The 18175-nt window shown below is 73.5% G+C and carries 18 protein-coding genes; 9 read left to right on the forward strand and 9 right to left on the reverse strand.

What is annotated here, in order from left to right; genetic code table 11:
* Positions 1-2 precede the first annotated feature (2 nt).
* The 3 genes from ACFVUY_RS02320 to ACFVUY_RS02330 form a co-directional block, all read right to left on the reverse strand.
* On the reverse strand, positions 3-947 hold the full coding sequence (locus tag ACFVUY_RS02320) for a metallophosphoesterase (RefSeq protein ID WP_380358346.1): 945 nt from the start codon (positions 945-947) through the stop codon (positions 3-5).
* Complete coding sequence (locus ACFVUY_RS02325) at positions 947-1711, reverse strand: CGNR zinc finger domain-containing protein (protein WP_387726799.1); 765 nt, start codon at positions 1709-1711, stop codon at positions 947-949. Before ACFVUY_RS02325 ends, ACFVUY_RS02320 begins: the two co-directional genes overlap by 1 nt.
* Positions 1712-1918: 207 nt before the next feature.
* A complete protein-coding gene (locus tag ACFVUY_RS02330; protein ID WP_387726801.1) occupies positions 1919-3211 on the reverse strand; it encodes a helix-turn-helix domain-containing protein in 1293 nt (430 codons plus the stop codon).
* A 744-nt stretch (positions 3212-3955) separates the two neighbouring features.
* Between ACFVUY_RS02330 and ACFVUY_RS02335 the strand changes: the two genes are divergently transcribed.
* Positions 3956-4408 (forward strand): GatB/YqeY domain-containing protein, encoded by a 453-nt coding sequence (locus ACFVUY_RS02335; protein WP_359905693.1) that lies wholly within the window; start codon positions 3956-3958, stop codon positions 4406-4408.
* A gap of 241 nt (positions 4409-4649) precedes the next feature.
* Here the strand turns inward: ACFVUY_RS02335 and ACFVUY_RS02340 are convergent, their stop codons facing one another.
* On the reverse strand, positions 4650-7010 hold the full coding sequence (locus ACFVUY_RS02340; protein ID WP_387726803.1) for a transglycosylase domain-containing protein: 2361 nt from the start codon (positions 7008-7010) through the stop codon (positions 4650-4652).
* 423 nt (positions 7011-7433) lie between these two features.
* On the opposite strand from ACFVUY_RS02340, the gene ACFVUY_RS02345 reads away from it, so the two are divergent.
* Positions 7434-7757, forward strand: a complete 324-nt coding sequence (locus tag ACFVUY_RS02345) for a WhiB family transcriptional regulator (RefSeq protein WP_030240986.1) — start codon at positions 7434-7436, stop codon at positions 7755-7757.
* A gap of 47 nt (positions 7758-7804) precedes the next feature.
* On the opposite strand, the gene ACFVUY_RS02350 is transcribed toward ACFVUY_RS02345, so the two are convergent.
* Together ACFVUY_RS02350 and ACFVUY_RS02355 are read right to left on the reverse strand one after the other, a co-directional pair.
* Positions 7805-8977, reverse strand: coding sequence for an ArsA family ATPase (locus tag ACFVUY_RS02350; RefSeq protein WP_359905699.1), 1173 nt, complete (start codon positions 8975-8977; stop codon positions 7805-7807).
* Positions 8974-10047, reverse strand: coding sequence for an ArsA-related P-loop ATPase (locus ACFVUY_RS02355; RefSeq protein ID WP_359905701.1), 1074 nt, complete (start codon positions 10045-10047; stop codon positions 8974-8976). Before ACFVUY_RS02355 ends, ACFVUY_RS02350 begins: the two co-directional genes overlap by 4 nt.
* A gap of 244 nt (positions 10048-10291) precedes the next feature.
* Here ACFVUY_RS02355 and ACFVUY_RS02360 point away from each other — a divergent pair, with 244 nt between their 5' ends.
* The 5 genes from ACFVUY_RS02360 (at position 10292) to ACFVUY_RS02380 (ending at position 13003) form a co-directional block, all read left to right on the forward strand.
* Positions 10292-10450: a DUF4177 domain-containing protein gene (locus tag ACFVUY_RS02360; RefSeq protein WP_094743074.1), complete on the forward strand. Its 159-nt coding sequence runs from the start codon at positions 10292-10294 to the stop codon at positions 10448-10450.
* Positions 10447-10914: a RidA family protein gene (locus ACFVUY_RS02365; protein ID WP_380541469.1), complete on the forward strand. Its 468-nt coding sequence runs from the start codon at positions 10447-10449 to the stop codon at positions 10912-10914. Before ACFVUY_RS02360 ends, ACFVUY_RS02365 begins: the two co-directional genes overlap by 4 nt.
* A 115-nt stretch (positions 10915-11029) precedes the next feature.
* Positions 11030-11896 (forward strand): NUDIX hydrolase, encoded by an 867-nt coding sequence (locus tag ACFVUY_RS02370; protein ID WP_387726805.1) that lies wholly within the window; start codon positions 11030-11032, stop codon positions 11894-11896.
* 103 nt (positions 11897-11999) lie between these two features.
* Positions 12000-12173 (forward strand): hypothetical protein, encoded by a 174-nt coding sequence (locus ACFVUY_RS02375; protein WP_387726807.1) that lies wholly within the window; start codon positions 12000-12002, stop codon positions 12171-12173.
* Positions 12170-13003: an MBL fold metallo-hydrolase gene (locus tag ACFVUY_RS02380; protein WP_387688928.1), complete on the forward strand. Its 834-nt coding sequence runs from the start codon at positions 12170-12172 to the stop codon at positions 13001-13003. Before ACFVUY_RS02375 ends, ACFVUY_RS02380 begins: the two co-directional genes overlap by 4 nt.
* Positions 13004-13102: 99 nt before the next feature.
* Here the strand turns inward: ACFVUY_RS02380 and ACFVUY_RS02385 are convergent, their stop codons facing one another.
* From ACFVUY_RS02385 to ACFVUY_RS02395, 3 genes are all read right to left on the reverse strand, one after another.
* Positions 13103-13777 carry a Crp/Fnr family transcriptional regulator gene (locus ACFVUY_RS02385; RefSeq protein WP_030288117.1) on the reverse strand — a complete coding sequence of 225 codons (675 nt, stop codon included), beginning with the start codon at positions 13775-13777 and terminating at the stop codon, positions 13103-13105.
* A 366-nt stretch (positions 13778-14143) separates the two neighbouring features.
* Positions 14144-14761 (reverse strand): RraA family protein, encoded by a 618-nt coding sequence (locus ACFVUY_RS02390; protein WP_387726809.1) that lies wholly within the window; start codon positions 14759-14761, stop codon positions 14144-14146.
* A 120-nt stretch (positions 14762-14881) separates the two neighbouring features.
* Entirely contained in the window at positions 14882-15670 is a 789-nt protein-coding gene (locus tag ACFVUY_RS02395; protein ID WP_387726811.1) for an alpha/beta fold hydrolase, read from the reverse strand.
* Between the two features lie 163 nt (positions 15671-15833).
* Between ACFVUY_RS02395 and ACFVUY_RS02400 the strand changes: the two genes are divergently transcribed.
* Both ACFVUY_RS02400 and ACFVUY_RS02405 read left to right on the forward strand, forming a co-directional pair.
* Positions 15834-17627, forward strand: a complete 1794-nt coding sequence (locus ACFVUY_RS02400) for an FUSC family protein (RefSeq protein WP_387726813.1) — start codon at positions 15834-15836, stop codon at positions 17625-17627.
* Positions 17628-17669: 42 nt separating this feature from the next.
* A complete protein-coding gene (locus tag ACFVUY_RS02405) occupies positions 17670-18170 on the forward strand; it encodes a MarR family winged helix-turn-helix transcriptional regulator (protein WP_387688936.1) in 501 nt (166 codons plus the stop codon).
* Positions 18171-18175: the final 5 nt, after the last annotated feature.

The raw sequence follows: 18175 nt of genomic DNA on the forward strand, positions 1-18175 counted from the left end.
GGTCAGCGGGGGGCCGGGACGAGGGTGAGGAGGGTGGCCTCGGGCGGGCAGGCGAAGCGGACGGGGGTGTAGCGGTTGGTGCCGCAGCCGGCCGAGACGTGGAGGTGGGAGCGGTGGCCGCCGGCGGTGTGGGTGGAGAGGCCCTTGACCCGGCGGGTGTCGATGTCGCAGTTGGTGACCAGGGCGCCGTAGAAGGGGATGCAGAGCTGGCCGCCGTGGGTGTGGCCGGCCAGGATCAGCGGGTAGCGGTCGGCGGTGAAGGCGTCGAGGACGCGCAGGTAGGGCGCGTGGACGACGGCGAGGGAGAGGTCGGCGTCGGCGGAGGGGCCGCCGGCGACGTCGCTGTAGCGGTCGCGGCGGATGTGGGGGTCGTCGAGGCCGGTGAATTCCAGGTCGAGCCCGTTCACGGTGAGCCGGCCGCGGGTGTTGGTGAGGTCGAGCCAGCCGGCTCCGTCGAAGCCGTCGCGGAGCTTCTCCCACGGGTTGTGGACGGCTCCGGTGATGCCGCGGCGGGCGGTGCCGTCGGGGTTGTTCATGCCGTGGGCGCCGCTGCGCATGGCCTGGAGGTAGCGTGCCGGGTTCTTGCGGGCCGGGCCGTAGTAGTCGTTGGAGCCGAAGACGTAGACGCCGGGGAACTCCATGAGGGGCCCGAGCGCGTCGAGGGTGGCCGGGACGCCGAGCGGGTCGGAGAGGTTGTCGCCGGTGTTGACCACCAGGTCGGGGCGCAGGCCGGCCAGGCTCTTCAGCCAGCGCTGCTTCTTGCCCTGCCCGCTCACCATGTGGATGTCGGACACCTGGAGGACCCGGATCGGGCGGGCGCCGCGCGGGAGGACGGGGACCTCGATCCGGCGGAGGCGGAAGGCCCGGACCTCGTACCCGACGGAGTAGGCGAGGCAGGCGGTGCCGGCGGCGGCGATGCCGAGGGGAACGGAGTACAGCGGTCGCATCAGCCCATGCTCTCAGACGGTGGATCAGCGGGCGCACGCCCGGAGTCGGCGGGGAGGGCGGCGGCCGGGGGCGTCTCCTCGCTCTCCCGGCGGGCGCGCAGGGAGCGGACCTTGTGGCGGTTGCCGCAGCGTTCCATCGAGCACCAGCGCCGGCGGCCGGGGCGCGAGGTGTCGACGAAGATCAGTCGGCAGTCGTGGGCGCCGCATTCCCGGATCCGGTCCGCGTACGGGCCGGTGAGCAGGGCGATGGCGTCCCGGGCGAGGGTGGAGGCCAGCTGGGCTCCGTCGGCGGGTGGCGGGGCGGCCGCGGTGCCGTCCGGGGCGATCCGGGGGACCAGCGGCGGGTGCTCGGCGGCCCGGTTGAGGACGGTGTAGTCCTCGGGTTCGCCGGGGCGGCCGTGGGCGCGGGCGGCGGCCAGGTGCCACAGGGCGTCGCGCAGGGTGCGGGTGGCGGTGAGCTCGGCGGGGGAGATCCGTACGGCGTCGGCGGGCAGCCGCAGCCGGGACGGCGGGAGCCAGGCGGCGAGGTCGGCGGGCCGGTGCAGCACCTCGTACCGGGCGTACGGGCCGGGTCCGCCGGTGGTGAGCAGTTCCAGGCAGAGGGCGCCGGGGTCGAAGTGGAAGCGGCTGCCTCCGGGGGTGGTGAGGACCAGCCCGGGAGGGGTGTGCCGGCCGGCCGTGCCGTCGGGCGGTGCGGCGGCCGGGTCGGCAGGGCCGGTCGCGTCGGCCGCGTTCCGGGGGACCGGGTCGTCTCCGTCGGTCATGCGCCCCAGGATAGGTGTAACCGGGAAGACGGGTTACGGGGCCGGAGGGGGGAAGGGGGAAAAGGGAACGGGGGAGGGGTGGGCCGCTGCCGGGCGGAAGGGCTGACCCTTGGTCAGGAGGTTCCGCCCGGAGGTGCGGAGCACCCCGTCGCCCGGCGCCCCCGTCGCCCGGAGCGGCACTCCGGGCGACGGGGGTGCGGGCCGGCCTCAGGCCGGAATGGCGTTGACGTACTCGCGCATCATCCGGGGGACCCGGTACGCGTACTGGTGACCGCGATTCACCTGGACGACGGAGAAGTCGACCAGTTCGGCCAGGACGTCGAGGTTGCGGGAGGGCTCCCGGCCGGCCGGGCCGCCGCCGTCGACGGGCTCCTGCCGGATGTCGTCGATGGAGAACTCCTCGGGGAACCGGGAGAGCCGTCTGAGTGCCCGGCGCTGCCGTTCGTCGAGCAGTCCGTACGCCCAGGCGAGGCTGCGGTGCAGCGAGCGGTGGTGGGAGAGCCCGCCGACCTCCTCCTGGCCGAGGATCGGCAGCACCCGGCACTCGTCCACCAGGACGTGCAGGGGCACCGAGCGCATCCGCACCGCGGCGTTCTCGATCGCGAGCGCCAGGCCGCCGAGGCGTCGGCAGAGCTCGACCACCTGCGGCATCTGGTCGCCGAGGTCGAGCGTCGGGGCGACCGAGTGCACCCGGTGGCAGAACAGCTCGGCGGCCGGCGGGCAGCCGTAGGGGCCGTCCGGGTGGTCGACCGACAGCGGCGAGACCTCCCACAGGTCGGCGGGGACCCCGGCGGGCGCCCGCAGCGAGGTGATCATGATGTGGAGTGCCGGGTGCCGCGACAGCAGTGTCCTGACCTGCCGGGCCACTGTGTCGATGACGTGCTCGGCGTTGTCGACGACCAGCAGCAGCTGCAGCTCGGGGCCGGTCCGCGGGTCGCGGCCGAAGCCCCGGAGGAGGGCGTCGAGCGCGCGCTGGGCCTGGGCCGAGGCGGCCGCCGGGTCGACGGCCTCGGGGGTGACCGAGCCGAGCTCCAGGACCACGACGCCGTCCCGGAAGCGGTCCAGCAGGTGGGCGGCCGAGTCCAGCGCCAGCCGGGTCTTGCCGACGCCGGCCGGTCCGGTGAGCACCAGCGGACGGCCCGGTCGCAGGGCGGTCACGACGTGCAGCAGGTCGGCCCGTCGGCCGACGGTGATGTCCGTCTTGGGCCGCAGTCCCCGCCACCGCGCGTTGTCCGGGAGCTCGGCGACGCGGGCCGGGAATCCGGGTTCCGGCCGGGTGGGCGGCAGCCCGGCCGGGGCGCCCGCGTGAACGACCTGGGAGAGCAGGGTGTCGTCCCGGTTGGTCGCCGCGGCGAACAGCGCGCCCACCAGGAGTTCCACGGAACTGCGGCGCGGATTCTTGATGGCGCCGGTTTCCAGGTTGCGAATGGTGCGGACGCTGACAGTGGAGTGTTCGGCTAATTGCTCCTGGCTCCAGCCGACCATCTTCCGTTGGGTCACCAACATCGATCGAAGCTGATTGTTGTCCATTCCCCCGCGCTTCCTGCTGTTGTGAGCAGAATAAAAGTCAGAACTCGATGCGCCGCTTTTACGGCGCCCATCGCTCCGTAAAGCGATCACTGTCGCCGGGCGGTCGGGCAGCCGGGCGGAGCGCAGGTGTGCGCGCTCGTTCCGGCAGGGGGCGCAAGGGACCCGGGCCGCCAGGTGTCAGGGCCGCCAGGTGCCTGGGCGGCAGTGTGCCAGTGCCGTGGAATAATGAATCGGGGACGTGATGACGGGTTGTCGCAGTTGTTCGTGGCGGTCTTCGGCGATGATTCGACGGTGATTCGAGGTGAGGTGATCGCCGCCATCGGCTGCTCAAGCGACGCGCGAACGAGTGTACTACGCGGACTATTTTCGGCGAAGCGGTCACAGCGTTCGATTTGCCCCTCCGGGACCGGCAACTTCGCTCCGGATCCGGCAATTTTCGGCATTGCGGCCGATATTGTGCAAGCATTATCGGCCACCGTGGCCGAATCCCGTCGCTTGTTCCCGGAGTCGGGCATCGATTGTTCATGGAATCGACCGCCGCCCGTTCCCGGGTCGGATCGGTGCCGTCCGGCGGGCTGTCGGGCGCCCTCGGCCGGGGTTGTCGGGGATGCCGGCCGGGGTTCTCGGGGGATACTCGTTCAACTGCGGAAACCCCGGTGGACGCCCAGGGAAACCCGGTTGAGCCCACCCACAGCCGAAGGATAAGAAGAGGAAATGACAACGCTCAAGGAGCAGCTGCACGAGAACCTCACGGCTGCCATCAAGGACCGGGACGAGCTGCGCGCGTCCACCATCCGGCTCACGCTCGCCGCCGTCACCAGCGAGGAGGTGGCGGGCAAGCAGAAGCGCGAGCTGTCCGACGCCGATGTGCTGAAGGTGATCGGCCGCGAGGCGAAGAAGCGCCGGGAGGCGGCCGAGGCCTTCGACACGGCGGGCCGGACGGAGCAGGCGGCCCGGGAGCGGGCCGAGGGCGAGGTGCTGGCGACCTACCTGCCCAAGCAGCTCTCCGACGAGGAACTGGCCGCGATCGTGGCGGCCGCCGTGGCCGAGAGCGGTGCGAGCGGCCCGCAGGGGATGGGCGCCGTCATGAAGCTGGTGAAGCCCAAGGTCGACGGCCTGGCCGAGGGCGGCCGGGTCGCCGCGGCCGTGAAGGCCGCCCTGGCCTGAGCCGGGTGCCGGACGCCCCAGTGGGCGCCGGTCCGCCGGTCCGCCGGTCCTGTCCCGTCGCCCAGGTGACGGGACAGGTGACGGGACAGGTGACGCCCCCAGGTGACGCGCCGCCCCGGTGACGCCCCGCCTCGGTCATGCGCCGCCCGGCGATGCGCCGCCCGGCGACAACGCCGAAGGGGCGCCCTCCGCACTGGAGGGCGCCCCTTCGCCGTGCCGGCCGTTCGCGGCCCGGGACGGATCAGCCGTTCCCGTTGCCGCCGCCGTGCCGGCCGCCGTTCCCGTTCCCGTTGCCGGGGAAGGGCGGGAAGGTGAATCCGCCGGGGAAGCCGCCGGGCAGTCCACCGGGGAGCCCACCGGGCTGGCCGCCGGGCTGACCGGGGTTGCCGCCCTGCTGCGGCGGCGGGGGGTTGCCGCCGGGCTGCGGGGCGTTCGGGTCGGTGGCCGGTGCGGTGGCGCCCGCCGGGGGAGTGGCCGGCAGCGGGTCCGGGATGTTGGCGGTCTGGATCGGCTCCAGCGGCGTTCCCTTGAGCGCCTGGTTCATCGCCATCGCCCAGATCGGGCCGGGGCCGTCGGCGCCGAACACCTCGGGGTAGTACTTGCCGCCGATGGTGATGTTCTTCATCTTGACGCCGCCGGCCGGGCCGCCGAGCCAGACCGCGGCGGCCAGCGACGGGGTGTAGCCGCTGAACCAGGCGGCCTTCTTCTCGTCGGTGGTACCGGTCTTGCCGGCGATCTTGCGGCCGTCGTCCATGGTCAGGGCGGCCGCGGTGCCCTTCTCGGTCACGTTGAGCAGGACGGCGTTGAGCGAGTCCGCGGTCTGCTCGGAGAAGGCCTGGCTGCACTGGGACTGCGGGACCGGGATGTCCTTGCCGTCCACCGTGGTGATCTTGTTGATCGCGATCGGGGTGCAGTACTTGCCGCGGGCGGCGAAGGTCGCGTAGACGTTCGCCATGGTCAGCGGGGAGAGCTCCAGGGTGCCGAGGACCATCGAGGGCACCTCCTGGAAGGCGTCGCCCTTGGCGGACTGGGTGATGCCCAGCTTGTTCGCCATCTGCTTCATCGCGCAGAGGCCGACCTGCTGCTCCATCTGCACGAAGTAGGTGTTGACCGAGCGGGCCATGGCCTCCTTCAGCTGGTACGGCCCGACCTCGCTGTCCTGCTCGTTCTTCACCGTCTCCTTGGGCTTGACGGTGTTCTTCCAGGTGCCCGAGCAGGTGGACATCTGCGGGTACTCGATCTTGTTCTCGGACGGGAACGCCTGGGTGTTCGACATGCCCGACTCCAGCGCGGCCGTGGCCAGGATCGGCTTGAAGGTCGAACCGGTCTGGAAGCCGTTGCCGCCGCCCATCGCGGCGTCCACGTTGAGGTTGACGACGGTCTGGTTCTTGTTCGGGTCCAGGCCGTACGGGCGGGTCTGGGCCATCGCCAGGATCTTGCCGCTGCCCGGCTCCATCATGGTCGCGGCGGCCGACACCGTGTCGGTCACGTTGACCTTCTTGGTGACGGCGTTCTGCGCGGCGGCCTGCTTGTCCGGGTCCAGCGTGGTGTAGATGTTCAGGCCGCCGGTGTTCCACACCTTCTTGCGCTCGTCGGCGTTCTTGCCGAAGGCCGGGTCCTGCTTGACCACGTGGCGGACGTAGTCGCAGAAGAAGCCCATGCCGGCCTGGGCGGTGATGCAGCCGTTCTGCGGGTCCTTGTACTTCAGGCCCAGCGGGGCGGCCTTCGCCTCCTTCGCCTGGTCGGCGGTGATGTGCTTGTTCTCCAGCATCTTGTCGATCACGACGTTGCGGCGCTTGACCGTGTTCTCGGGGTAGCGCACCGGGTCGTAGGACGACGGGTTCTGCACCATGCCGGCCAGGGTGGCGGCCTCGGCGACGGTCAGGTCCTTGTTGCTCTTGCTGAAGTAGCGCTGGGAGGCGGCCTCGACCCCGTAGGCCTGGTGGCCGTAGAAGGTGATGTTGAGGTAGTTGGTGAGGATCTGGTCCTTGGACAGGTCCTCCTCCAGCTTGATGGCGACCTTGAGCTCCTGGATCTTGCGGCCCAGGGTCTTGCGCTGGGCCTCCAGGACGGCCGCCTGGTCGTCGCCGGCCTTCTCCACGTTGACGTTCTTCACGTACTGCTGGGTCAGGGTGGAGGCGCCCTGGGAGGCGGTGCCGCTCTCCGCGTTCTTGCTGACCGCCCGGAGGATGCCCTTGAGGTCGACGGCGCCGTGCTCGTAGAAGCGGGCGTCCTCGATGTCCACCTGGGCGTGGCGCATGAACTGCGACATCTGATCGGCGGTCAGAACCGTGCGGTCGCGCTCGTAGACCTTGGCGATCAGCCCGCCCTTGGCGTCGAAGATCTGGGTGGCCTGGGTGAGCGGCGGGGTCTTGAAGTCGTCCGGGATGTTGTCGAAGCTCTCCGCCGTGTCCTTGGCGGTCAGCCCGATGGCGCCGACGGCGGGCAGGGCGAGACCGGCCAGCAGGACTCCGGAGAGCACGCTGACGCCCAGGAACTTCACGCCGTTGCCGGCGTGCTCCAACGGTGATCCGCCGGTCCTGCCGCGCGGAGCTCCGGTGTTGCCTGGGGGCTGGGGTGCCTGTGGGCGCTTCGGTGCCATGGGGAGAACCCTACGTCGCGGATTCCCGCACACAGCGGCAGGCGTTCGCCTAGGCTTGTCACAAGCTTGCGACAGCTTCGGTGCGTCAACATCGCTCACTCTTGTGGGCGAGGAGACTTGCCCGAAATGCCCCGTGATGGCCGGGTTTTGAGGCAGCTGCGGCCTGCTGTACCCGTGTGTTCAGTCACGCTCCGTGGTGACTCCTGTGGCGAGAGTGCGGGCTCCGCTTTTGGCAAGGCGTGCGACCTGCGATCACTCCAACGAGTGAGCTGATCGATACCCATAGTCCAATCGGGTCATTCGAGATTGAGCCCGAAGGGGCTGTTGCAAGCTGTCGTTCTTCCGTAACGTCCTCAACTGGCAACGGTGAATATGCCGTTGCCGCCGTGGGGGAGCCTCGAAACGGGAGAGGACGGCGCCGGCATGGGCTGGGTTGACGACTGGAGTGCGCAGGCCGCCTGCCGCACGAGTGATCCGGACGAACTGTTCGTCCAGGGGGCGGCGCAGAACCGCGCGAAGGCGGTGTGCAGCGGCTGCCCCGTCCGGACGGAGTGCCTCGCGGACGCCCTGGACAACCGGGTGGAGTTCGGGGTGTGGGGAGGGATGACGGAGCGCGAGCGCCGTGCGCTGCTGCGCCGACGCCCGACCGTCATCTCGTGGCGGAGGCTGCTGGAGACGGCACGCACCGAGTACGAGGAGTCCCTCGCGACCGGAGTGATACTGACGGACTACGCCCAGGCGGGCTGAGCCCGGCCGCACCGCGCGGTCCGGGCCGGTCGGCCCCCGGGCGCGGGCTACACCGCGCCGTTGAGCCGGTCCCCGATGGCCCGGAGCCCGTCCAGGTCGTGCACGTCGCCCGGCAGCGCCGGCACCTCCACGATCGGCACGTCCGGGTACACCGAGACGAAGCGGTCGCGGGTGCGGCGTTCGCGCCCCATGATCTGCATCCGCTCGGCGTGCAGTCGCAGCAGCCCGGCCGCGAGCAGTTCCGCAGCGGGCGAGGCGTGCTCCGAGCCGTTCTCCTCCAGGGCCTCGGCGGCCGCCAGCGCCCGCTCCGCGGTGAGCTGCGGTGCCCCCGTGTCGTGCACCCGGTTGAGCACCAGCCCGGCCAGCGGCATTCGGTCCGCGGCCAGCCGGTCCACGAAGTACGCCGCCTCGCGCAGCGCGTCCCGCTCCGGCGCGGCCACCACCAGGAACGCCGTGCCCGGCGCCTTGAGCAGCTGGTACGTGCGGTCCGCGCGCTCCCGGAAGCCGCCGAACATCGAGTCCATCGCGCTGACGAAGGTCTGCACGTCGGTCAGCAGCTGAGCACCGAAGATCTTGCCCAGGGTGCCGGTGAGCAGTCCCATCCCGACGTTCAGGAAGCGCATCGCGCTGCGTCCGCCGACCTTGGCCGGGGCGGTGAGGATCCGGATCACCCGGCCGTCCAGGAAGGACCCGAGCCGGTTGGGCGCGTCCAGGAAGTCCAGCGCCGAGCGGGACGGCGGGGTGTCCACGACGATCAGGTCCCACTCCTCGGCGGCGCGCAGCTGACCGAGCTTCTCCATCGCCATGTACTCCTGCGTGCCCGCGAAGCCGGCCGACAGGGACTGGTAGAAGGGGTTCTCCATGATCGCCTTGGCCCGCTCGGGCTCGGCGTGGGCCAGCACGACCTCGTCGAAGGTCCGCTTCATGTCCAGCATCATGGCCTGGAGCTCGCCGTCGCCGGTGACCCCCTTGACCACCCGGGGGGTGTTGTCGAGTTCGGTCAGGCCCATCGACTGGGCGAGCCGGCGGGCCGGGTCGATGGTCAGCACCACGACCTTGCGGCCGCGCTCGGCCGCCCGCAGGCCGAGCGCCGCGGCGGTGGTGGTCTTGCCGACGCCGCCGGAGCCGCAGCAGACGATGATCCTGGTCTTCGGGTCGTCGATCAGCTCGTCCACCGCGAGTCGCCGCCCGGTGCTCCGCACCCCGCTGTTCGAGGTCATGCCGCCCCCTGCCGCTTCAGTTCGCCCGCCAGCCGGTACAGCCCGCCGAGGTCCACGCCCTCGCCCAGCAGCGGCAGTTCGTACGTCGGGAGCCGCAGCTGCTGGATGTCGGCGCGCTGCGCGCGCTCCAGCTCGACCCGCTCGGCGTGCTCCCTGGCCTGCGCCAGCAGGGGGTCGATCAGCGGCTCCACCGCCGCCCGGACCTTCTCCGCGGCGCGCGTGCGGCCGCCGAGTCCGGCCTCGCCGAGCGCCACGGCGACCTCCTCGCGGTGGTCCCCGTCCACCGCGGCCACCGCCGCCGCGTCCAGCACCGGCGGCCGGACCATGTTGACCATCACCCCGCCCACCGGGAGCTTGGCCTCGCGCAGCTCCCCGATGCCGTCGACCGTCTCCTGCACCGGCATCTCCTCCAGCAGGGTGACCAGGTGCACCGCGGTCTCCGGCGACTTCAGCACCCGCATCACGGCCTGCGCCTGGGTGTGTATCGGGCCGATCCGGGCCAGCCCGGCGACCTCCGCGTTGACGTTCAGGAACCTGGTCAGCCGCCCGGTCGGCGGGGCGTCCATGACCACCGCGTCGTAGCGCCGCCGGCCGTCCGGGTCCTTGCGCCTGGTCGCCTCGCAGGCCTTGCCGGTGAGCAGGACGTCCCGCACACCGGGCGCGATGGTGGTGGCGAAGTCGACGAAGCCGACCTTCTGGAGCGCCTTCCCGGCCCGGCCGAGCTTGTAGAACATCTCCAGGTACTCCAGCAGCGCCAGCTCGGTGTCGATCGCCAGCGCGAAGACCTCGCCGGGCCCGCCCCCACCGGCGGCCAGCCCCAGCTGGGCGCGGGAGACCGAGGCGATCCGGCGCTCCTCGTACGGCAGCGCGGCGATCCCGAACAGCTCGGCGATGCCCTGCCGGCCCTCGACCTCGATCAGCAGCACCCGTCCGCCGTCGGCGGCGAGCGCCAGGGCCAGCGCCGCGGCCAGCGTGGTCTTCCCGGTGCCGCCCTTGCCGCTGACCACGTGCAGCCGGACGCCCTCCCAGTCGGGGTCGCGCCGGGCCGCCTGGCCGGGGGTGCGTGCCACGCTCCGTCTCCGTCCGTCTCCGTCCTACGGGCGTCCCCTCCTGACGAGGGTGCCCCTCACCAGGGTCCCCTCCCGACGGGGGTGCCCTTCACCAGGGTGCCCTCTCGCGAGGGTAACCAGGGAGCGCACCGGATGCCCGGAGCACCTGGGCCGTCAGGCCGGATCATGCCCTCTTTGTGCCCCACCTCACACGCCTCGCGGCCGTCGGAGCGGATCACCGCGACGGCTCGTCTAGAGTCTGGCCATGACCAAGTGGGAATACATGACGGCGCCCCTGCTGGTGCACGCCACCAAGCAGATCCTGGACAACTTCGGCGAGGACGGCTGGGAGCTCGTCCAGGTCGTGCCCGGCCCGAACCCGGAGCAGCTGGTGGCCTACTTCAAGCGGGAGAAGAACGCATGAGCAAGGTCGAGGAGAAGCTCGCCGAGCTGGGCCTGACCCTGCCTCCGGTGGCCGCCCCGGTCGCCGCCTACGTGCCGGCCGTGCACTCCGGCGACCTCGTGTTCACCTCCGGCCAGCTCCCGGTCGTCGGCGGCAAGCTGCCGACCACCGGCAAGGTCGGTGCCGAGGTCTCCCCGGAGGAGGCCAAGGACCTCGCGCAGATCTGCGGGCTGAACGCCCTGGCCGCCGTGAAGTCCGTGATCGGCGACCTCGACCGGATCGAGCGGGTCGTCAAGGTCGTCGGCTTCGTCGCCGCCGCCCCCGACTTCATCGGTGTCCCGGCCGTCGTCAACGGCGCCAGCGAGCTGCTCGGCAAGGTGCTGGGCGACGCGGGCGTGCACGCCCGCAGCGCCGTCGGCGTCGCGGTACTGCCGCTGGACGCCCCGGTCGAGGTCGAGCTCGTGGTGCGCGTCAAGACCGTCTGAACGTGATCGCGGGGGCGGGGCCGGGACTGTCCGGCCCCGCCCCCGTGTGGCCGGAGTGTGTCCGATCGATCCGTGAGCCTGGCGGGAATCGCCGGGCACGCCCTAGCATCCGGGCATGGACCATCGAGCGACGACGCTCCCGATGCCGCCCGGCTGGCCCGCCCGGATCCGGGCGGTCGCATCCGGCGCGGTGACCCCGCCGGTTCCCAGGCCCGCCGCGACCGTCGTGCTGCTGCGCGACGCCGCCGGGGGGCCGGAGGCCTACCTGCTGCGCAGGCGCACCTCGATGGCCTTCGCGGCCGGGATGTACGCCTACCCCGGCGGCGGGGTGGACCCGCGGGACGCCGAGGTCGAGCCGGGCTGGGCCGGGCCGACGCCCGGGGAATGGGCGCGACGGCTCGGGGTGGACGCCCGGACGGCGCGGGCGGTGGTCTGCGCGGCCGTCCGGGAGACCTTCGAGGAGGCCGGCGTGCTGCTGGCCGGCCCGGACGCCGACAGCGTCGCCGCGCCGCGCGACTGGTCCGCCGAGCGGGCCGCGCTGGAGGCGCACGAGCTGTCCTTCGCCGAGTTCCTCCGCGACCACGGCCTGGTGCTGCGCAGCGACCTGCTGGGCGGCTGGGCCCGCTGGATCACCCCCGAGTTCGAGGAACGGCGCTACGACACCTGGTTCTTCGTCGCCGCGCTGCCGGCCGGCCAGCGCGCGGCCCTGGAGGTCGGCGAGGCCGACCGGGTCGCCTGGCTGACCCCCGCCGAGGCGGTGCGCGGCCACCGGGAGGGCCGGTTCGGCATGCTGCCGCCGACCGTGACGGTGCTGCGCGAGCTGTCCTCGGTCCGGACCGCGGCCGAGGCACTGGCCGCGGCCGCCGACCGCCCGCTGACGCCGGTCCTGGGCCGGGCCGAGATCCGCGGCGACCGCCTGACGGTCCGCTGGCCCGGCTACCAGGAACTGACCATCGACGGGGAGTTCCCCGAGGGCTCCTGACCGTTCCACCGGTGGGGCCACCCGGGCCCCGTACCGGCTGCGGGTCGTACACCCCGCAGGACGCGACCTTCCCGTACCGACGCAGAGAGAGGACCGACGCCCGATGACCCACAACGACGTGGCTCGCCGGACGGCGCCCGAGATGCCCGCCCGCCGTCTGACTCCCCGTAACCCCGCCTGCGAGAGCCAGGTCCCGTTCGTCGAGGTGGCGCAGCGCGCCCTCGTCCGGGCACTGCCGCTGCGGGCCCTGCACCGAGACGGCGGAGGCGGCCGGTGAGCGGACTCCTGCCGGGCGACCCCGCCGCCGCCGTCGGCGGCGAGGCCACCCCTCGGGCGCTGTGCGTGCTGGCACCGAACCCGTCGCCGATGACGCTGGACGGCACCAACACCTGGCTGCTCTCCGAGCCCGGCTCGGACCTCGCGGTGGTGATCGACCCGGGCCCGCTGCACGAGGGCCACCTGCGCCGGGTGGTCGACCTCGCGCGGGAGCGGGGCAAGCGGATCGCGCTGACCCTGCTCACCCACGGCCACGCCGACCACTCCGAGGGCGCGGCCCGCTTCGCCGAGCTGACCGGCTCCGAGGTGCGGGCCCTGGACCCGGCGCACCGGCTGGGCTCGGAGGGCCTGGTGGGCGGCCAGCGCCTGGACGTCGGCGGCCTCGACCTGCGGGTGGTGGCCACCCCGGGGCACACCTCGGACTCGCTGACCTTCCACCTGCCGGACGACGGCGCGGTGCTCACCGGCGACACCGTGCTCGGCCGCGGCACCACGATGGTCGCGCACCCCGACGGCCGGCTGGGCGACTACCTGGACTCGCTGCGCCGGCTGCACACCATGGCCTCCGACCACGGCGTGCGCACGGTGCTGCCCGGCCACGGCCCGGTGCTCGGGGACGCGCTGGGCGCCGTCGACTTCTACCTGGCCCACCGGGCCACCCGGCTCGCCCAGGTGGAGACCGCGGTCGAGGCGGGCTGCCGGACCGCGCCCGAGGTGGTGGCCCGGGTCTACTCCGATGTGGACCGGGCGCTGTGGCCGGCCGCCGAGCTGTCGGTGCGGGCCCAGCTGGACTACCTGGAGGACCACGGGCTGATCCCGGGCGCCGAGTGATCCCCCGACCGCGGGAACCGCGGGAGTGAACGCGGAGGGGCCCGTCCGGATCGGACGGGCCCCTCCGCGTTCGCGGGCGTCAGCGGCGTTTCACCGGCGTCAGCGCGAGCGGCGCGACAGCCGCTCGACGTCCAGCAGCACCACCGCGCGGGCCTCCAGCTTCAGCCAGCCGCGGCCGGCGAAGTCGGCGAGCGCCTTGTTGACCGTCTCGCGGGAGGCGCCGACCAGCTGGGCCAGCTCCTCCTGGGTGAGGTCGTGGGCGACGTGGATGCCCTCCTCGGACTGCACGCCGAACCGGCGGGAGAGGTCCAGCAGGGCCTTGGCGACGCGGCCGGGCACGTCGGAGAAGACCAGGTCGGACATCACGTCGTTGGTGCGGCGCAGGCGGCGGGCGATGGCCCGCAGCAGCGCGATGGAGACCTCGGGGCGGGCGTGCAGCCAGGGCTGGAGGTCGCCGTGGCCGAGACCCAGCAGCTTGACCTCGGTCAGCGCGCTGGCGGTCGCGGTGCGCGGACCCGGGTCGAACAGCGACAGCTCGCCGATCATCTCGCTGGGGCCGAGCACGGCCAGCATGTTCTCGCGGCCGTCCGGCGAGGCGCGGTGCAGCTTGACCTTGCCCTCCGCCACGACGTACAGCCGGTCGCCCGGGTCGCCCTCGTGGAACAGCGACTCCCCACGGGCGAGGGTGACCTCGGTCATGGAAGCGCGCAGCTCGCCGGCCTGTTCGTCGTCGAGTGCCGCGAAGAGTGCGGCGCGCCGCAGAACGTCGTCCACGTGCTTCCTCCTTCTCGGCCGTACGGCGGGTGGGCCGTCCGGCGCAAGTTCCGTTCAGTGTTCTGCATCACCAAGCATGGCGCATGTCGCTCCGATCATATGAGGAGGGGGTGTGCCGAGGTGCGCCGTGCGGGGCCATTCGTACCGGGGGGTCACCGGCCGGACCCGGTGACGGGAGCCTGGGGGAGGCCACCGATCGAACCTTTGTCCATTCGATTCGAACAGGGAAACGGACCCCGTCGTGCGGGCGTGTCCCGCCGCCGGACCGCCCGGCGACGAGCGCCGGCGGAGCCCCTCGGTCCGCCCCCGGTCGGCCCCCGGTCCGCCCGGCTCAGGGTCCGGGCGGACCGTACCGGAGCCGGGCGATCAGCCGGTGAAGCCCAGCTCGGCGAGGGCCCGGTCGATCCGGGCGCGGTGCGCGGCCTCCCAGTCGTCCAGGGTCTCGGCCGCCTCCTTGGCCAGCTTCGCCCGGGCCGCCTCCAGGACCCGCGCCCGCTCGGCGGCGGGCACCACCACGACGCCCTCCTCGTCGGCCACCACGATGTCGCCGGCCGCCACCGACACCCCGGCGCAGGTCACCGGGGCGCCGTGGGTGCCCAGCCGCTCCTTCGCCCCGGGGATCGGGATCACCCCGCGGGCGAAGACCGGGAAGGCCAGCTCCCGCACCTCGGCGAGGTCCCGGATCAGGCCGTCGGCCACGAAGGCCGCCACGCCCCGGCGCTGCGCCACCGCGCAGACGTTGCCGCCGGCCAGCGCGTGGTCCAGGTCGCCGGACTCCACCACGATCACCGAGCCCGGCCCGGCCCGGTGGATCGCCGCGTGCAGCATCAGGTTGTCGCCGGGCGGGCACCGCACGGTGAAGGCCGGTCCGGCCACCCGGGGCATGCCCGTCCACAGCGGGCGCAGGCCGGCGTCCATGACCTGGGCGCGGCCCAGGACGTCGGCCAGGGTGGTGGTGGGGATGTCCTTGAAGTCCTCGTCCATGCTTCCTCGTTGGTCGTTCGTCGTTGGTTGTCCGTCGTTGCTTGTCCGTCGGGTGGGTGCGCGCCGGAGATGCGACGCCGGGGATCGTCGGAAGACCGGACGGTGCCCCCGGGCCGCGCGTCAGGCGTAGAACTTCAGCAGTTCCGGCGCCAGCACCTCGGCGGACACCTCGTGGGTCTGGCCGTCCAGCGTCCGGTACTCGGCGTCCGGCACGGCCGCCGCCACCGCGCGGGCCGGGGCCCGCAGCGTCTCCGGGCTGGCGCCGCCGTCCAGGACCAGGGTCGGCACGGCGATCGTGGCCAGCAGGTCGACCGGGACGACCGCGCCGGTCCGGTCGCCGAGCGCCGCCGCGTCGTACGCCAGGGTCGGGGCGACCGCCTCGAACAGCGGCCACACCGGCGCGCCGCGCATCCCGTCCACCATCTCCGCCGGCGATCCGGCGTAGACCATGAGGGCCGCGACCGCGTCCCCGCGGCGCCCCTCGGCGAGCGCCGCCGTCAGCTCGGCGACGTACTGGCGGAAGCGCTCGCTCTGCGCCTCCCCGGCGCTGAACGGCGGCTCGTAGACGGCGAGTCGGGTGATGCCGGTACCCGCGGCGGCGGCCCGCAGCGCGAGTGCGGCGCCGGAGGAGTGGGCGAGGACGTGGGCCGAGCCGCCCGCCGCCGCGATGACGGCGGCCAGGTCCTCGATCTCGCGCTCCACCGCGAAGGGCGGGGTGTCCCCGCTGTCGCCGCGACCGCGCCGGTCGTAGGTCCACACGGTGTGCCGCGCCGCCAGCTGTTCGGCGATCGAGGCGCTCGGCCCCATGCCGCGGTGGCACAGCGCGCCGTCGACCAGGACGACGGCGGGGCCGGATCCGGTGACGGAGCACGCGAGGACGGTGCCGTCGGTGGAGACCACGGTGTTCATGGGTGTTCCTTACTGTCGTACGAGTCGGTCGTGGAGGTAGACCGGGGTTCGCCGCAGAACTCATCGCTCCGGCCGAAATTTTCTTCCGGACCCTCCGGACCCCTGTGGGGAGGTGTCCGAGCGCATATGTTTCACGGGTAAATTACCTGCTAACCTTTTTTGCATGGTCACAACCGCCCAGTTCCGCCAGGCACTTCGGGTCGGTCCGGCCGGGGACGGCTGGCACAAGCCCGCGCTCAGCGCCGTGGTCACCCTCGGCGCGCTCAACCTCACCCTGCTCGGCCTCGGCCGGCTCGACCTGGCCCTCTACACCTCGGCCGGCGGCCTGGGCGCGCTGTACGGGCACGGCCTGCCCTACCGGGCCCGGGCCCGGACGCTGGCCGGCGTGCTGCTCGGCACCGTACTCAGCACCGGCGCCGCCCTCACCGCCGCCGCACTGACCCGCGACGCCGCCGTCCTGGTCGCGGTGGCGGCGGTGCTCGCCGCCCTGCACAAGCTGTTCTGCGACGCCGCCCGGATCGGCCCGCCCGGCAGTCTGATCATCACTTTCACCTCCGCCAGCTGCGCCTTCCTCCCGCAACGGCTCGCCGAGGTCCCGCCGCACCTGGCGCTCACCGCGCTCGGCGCCGCGCTGGCCTGGCTGGTCTGCATGGCCCCGGCCCTGGTGCGCCCGTACGGGCCCGAGCGGATCGCCACCGCCCGCGCCCTGGAGGCCGCCGCCCGGCTGCTGCGGACCGGGCCCGACCGGCCGGAGCCGGACGCCGCCGCCCGAACCGCCCTGGTCGGCGCGGTCGAGACGGCCTGGCAGAGCCTCGCGCTCTCCACCCCGTCCCGGCGGCGCGCCCTCGGCGACGCGCCCGAGCGGCTGCTGGTGCGCGCGGAGGCAGCACTGGCCGGACCGGCCCGGCCCGAGGACGCCGCGCGGTACCTCGACCTGGCCCGCGACCTGCGGCGCGGCCGCCCGCTGCCGACGCTCGACCTCACCGAGGCGGAGGCGGCCGAGCCTTCCGCCCGCTGTTCCGGTCCCCGGCCGCCGCTCCGGCGGGCGCTGCGGCCCGGCTCGGCGCTGCTGCCGATCGCGCTGCGGGTCGCCGTCGGCTGCGCCGGTGCCGGGTGGATCTCGCTGGCGCTCGGCGTCGGCCGGCCGTACTGGGCGGTGGTCACCGCGGCCTCCGTGTTCCAGGCCAACAGCACGCTGTCCTGGCAGCGCGCGCTGCAGCGGGTGCTGGGCAACCTGCTCGGCCTGCTGCTGTTCACCGCCGCGCTGCCCGTCGCGCACACCGGCCCGGTGGCGCTGATCGGGCTCGGACTGGTCTGCCAGTTCGGGGCGGAGGCGACGATCGCCCGCAGCTATTGGCTGGCGACGGTCTTCGTGACCCCGATGGCGCTGCTGATGACGGAGTTCGCGGGCCCGCAGCCGGCCGGGGCGCTGATCGCCGACCGCTGGCTGGACACCTGCGTCGGGGCGCTTGCCGGCCTCACGGCCTGCCTGCTGGTCACCAACCGCCGCACCGCCGCCCGGCTGACCCGCGCGCTCGCCGGAGCGGAAGCGGCCGGCCACCGCGCGTCGGCCGCCGTCCGCGCCGCCTTGCCCGTCGCGCCCTCCTCGCTCGCCTTGCCCGTCGCGCCCGCCCCGGGCGTCCGGGCCGTCGCGGGCGCCCTCGCCGCGAGCACCCCGGACGCCCTCGCCGCCCGCACCGGCCTCGCCGCGGCCCTGCTGGAACTGCGCGAGGCCACCGACACCGCCGCCGGCGAGTGGCGCCGGCCCGCCCTCCCGCACCAGCGCGCCACCGCCACCGAGCAGCAGGCCCACCACCTGCTGGCCGCGCTGCTGGAACACCGCGGCCGCGGCGGCCTGTCCGATCCCGGCCCGGCCCTGCCGGACACGGCCCGGGCCGCGACCGGCACGGCCGGCGCCGCGACCGGCACGGCCGGGGCCGCGACCGGCACGGCCTAGGATCGAAGCCGAACGGCAGGCCGCAGAACGGGAGCAGCACACGTGGAGGACGTCGTCGCAGGTGTGCTGCGCCAGTGGGAGCGGGCCTACCCGGGGCTGGACACCGCTCCGATCGCCGTCCTCGGCCGGATCAACCGCTGCGCCGCGCTGCTCCAGCAGACCCCCGACCCGCTCACCCGGGCCGGCCTCACCCGCGCCGAGTTCGACATCCTCGGCGCCCTGCGCCGCCTCGACCGCGAGCTGACCCCCACCCAGCTGGCCCGGGAGAGCTTCGCCTCCGGGGCCGCCGTCACCAAGCGACTGCGGCTGCTGGAGGAGCGCGGCCTGGTCAGCCGCCGCACCGACGACCGGGACCGCCGGGTCGCCCACCTCGCGCTCACCGAGGAGGGCCGGACGCTGGTGGACGGTCTGATCCAGGAGCTCGTCGCCTACGACCGCGCCCTGCTGGCCGGACTCACCCCCGCCGAGCAGGACCGGCTCGCCGAGGCCCTCAGCGGCCTGCTGAACAGCCTTGAGGGGACGATCGGCCGCACCCCGGCCTGAGCCGG

The sequence above is a fragment of the Kitasatospora sp. NPDC058063 genome (genome assembly GCF_042885395.1).
Taxonomy (GTDB): Bacteria; Actinomycetota; Actinomycetes; order Streptomycetales; family Streptomycetaceae; genus Kitasatospora; species Kitasatospora lactacystinica.